General features: G+C 69.6%; 3 protein-coding genes. All 3 read left to right on the top strand.

All coding sequences use genetic code 11. The annotated features are described in order from the left end of the window. Positions 1-510 (top strand): response regulator (locus tag D1643_RS10655; RefSeq protein WP_160710586.1); only part of this gene is annotated, 510 nt, incomplete at its 5' end. 106 nt (positions 511-616) lie between these two features. After that, positions 617-1,921, top strand: a complete 1,305-nt coding sequence (serS, locus tag D1643_RS10650) for a serine--tRNA ligase (protein ID WP_160710585.1) — start codon at positions 617-619, stop codon at positions 1,919-1,921. A gap of 63 nt (positions 1,922-1,984) precedes the next feature. Then, positions 1,985-2,298, top strand: a 314-nt coding sequence (locus D1643_RS10645) for a hypothetical protein (protein ID WP_201751097.1), incomplete at its 3' end; no start/stop codon positions are given.

The following is a 2,298-nucleotide window of genomic DNA, read 5'->3' as shown; positions in this document are numbered from 1 at the left end:
GTCGCGCCAGCCGCTCGTTCGGCGGCGTCCGCCGGCCCCGCGGCGCCCACGCCCGGCCCCGCCGATCCGACGACGCCCGCCGGCCCCGGCCTCGCCGATCCTGCGCCCGCCTTCGACTTTGCAGGCGTGCGCGTGCTGCTGGCTGAGGACAGCGACCTCAACGCCGAGATAGCCACTGAGCTTCTGTCCGAGGAGGGCATGGTCGTCGACTGGGCCGAGGACGGCCAGACGGCCTGCGACATGTTCGCCGCCTCGGCGCTGGGCTTCTACGACGTGGTGCTCATGGACGTGCGGATGCCGCGCAAGACGGGCTTGGAGGCGACGGCGGCCATCCGCGCGATGGGGCGCCCTGACGCCGCGACGGTGCCCATCATCGCCATGTCGGCCAATGCCTTCGCCGATGACGTGCTGGCCTCGCTCAAGAGCGGGATGAACGCCCACCTGTCCAAGCCCATAAACCTGGCAGAGGTGCTGGCTACCATCGCGCGCGAGGTGAGCGCGCGCCGGTAGCGCCGCTCCCGGATGGGGCGGCCCCCTCGCCCAGGTTTCGGGGCGCGGGGCGCGGGTGCGCTATACTGGCACCCTTGACGCAATGTTGGAAAGAAGGAGCCCGTCAATGCTAGACATCAAGTTCGTTCGCGAAAACCAGGACGCCGTGAGCGAGGCCATGCGCAACCGCAACGCCTCGTGGGATTCGGCCCGCTTCTCCGAGCTTGACGAGTCCCGCCGCGACGCCATCCAGCAGGAGGAGGCGCTCCAGGCCGAGCGCAACGCCCTTTCCAAGGAGATCGGCAAGATGATGGGCGCCGGCCAGAAGGACGAGGCCGAGGCCGCCAAGGAGCGCGTGCGCGCCATCAACGACGAGCTGGCCGGCGTGAGCGCGCGCCGCGAGGCCGTGGACGCCGAGCTGCGCGACCTGCTGATGTCCGTTCCCAACATGCCTGATGCCGCCACCCCCGTCGGCGCCGACGAGAACGATAACCCCGAGGTGCGCCGCTGGGGCACCCCGCGTGACTTCGCCGCCGAGGGCTTCGAGCCTAAGGCGCACTGGGACCTGGGCCCGGTGCTGAACATCATCGACTTCGACCGCGGCGTGAAGCTGGCCGAGAGCCGCTTCTACGTGCTCGGCGGCCTGGGTGCCCGCCTGGAGCGCGCGCTCATCAGCTTCATGCTCGACCAGCACGTGGCCCGCGGCTACAAGGAGTGGTGGGTGCCCGCGCTGGCCAACGCCGCCACGCTCACCGGCACCGCTCAGCTACCCAAGTTCGAGGACGACCTGTTCAAGACCACGGGCGGCCTGTACCTCATCCCCACCGCCGAGGTTCAGCTGACCAACCTGCACGCCGGCGAGGTGCTCGACGCCGCCCAGCTGCCGCTCAAGTACTGCGCCTTCACCCCCTGCTTCCGCGAGGAGGCGGGCAGCGCCGGCCGCGACACGCGCGGCATCATCCGCGTGCACCAGTTCTCCAAGGTGGAGATGGTGAAGTACGCCAAGCCGGAAGAGGCCTTCGACGACCTGGAGGCCATGGTCGAGGACGCCGAGAACATCCTGCAGAAGCTGGAGCTGCCCTACCGCGTCATCAGCCTGTGCACCGGCGACATCGGGTTCTCGTCCGCCAAGACCTACGACCTGGAGGTGTGGCTGCCCTGCTACGACGGCTACAAGGAGATCAGCTCCTGCTCGTGCTGCACCGACTTCCAGGCGCGTCGCGCCAACATCAAGTATCGCGACCCCGAGCACTTCAAGGGCTCGCGCTACCTCTACACGCTTAACGGGTCGGGTCTGGCCGTGGGCCGCACCATGGCCGCGGTCATCGAGAACTACCAGCAGCCGGATGGAACCATTCGCGTGCCGGACGCGCTCGTGCCTTACATGGGCGGCGTGACGGTCATCGAGCCGGAAGGCGTCGTCACCGCCTAGCCAGAGCGTCGCGGGCCCTTTGCGCGGGCCCGCCTCATCTGGAAGACGAGACGCAGGAACATCATGGGAACCGAGAACGAGCGCTCGCCCCTCGATCCAATGGGGGGGCCGACCCCCGCTGACATCATCGCCGATGCGAAGAACGTGCTGGGGGGCAACAATCCGCGCCGTCGCGCCGAGGAGGCTGTGGGTGGCCCCCGACGCACGGCCCCGCGTACCTTCGAGGAGCACATCAAGGAGGCTACGGGCCAGTTCCCCACCGTTGACGGCGAGGAGCTCGATCCGGCCGCAGCCCAGGCGGCCCATGCGCGCCGGGCTGCGGCGCGTCGCGAGGCGGCCGGGCGCTCGGGCGAGGTGGGCCGCGGTCGCGGCTCGCG

The organism is Enterorhabdus sp. P55, from assembly GCF_009911695.1.
Taxonomy (GTDB): domain Bacteria; phylum Actinomycetota; class Coriobacteriia; order Coriobacteriales; family Eggerthellaceae; genus Enterorhabdus.
This window is presented reverse-complemented; position numbering and strand designations above follow the sequence as displayed.

Excerpts from the sequence above, each read along its gene's own strand:
- serS (WP_160710585.1), top strand. The coding sequence starts at position 617 with ATGCTAGACATCAAGTTCGTTCGCGAAAACCAGGACGCCGTGAGCGAG.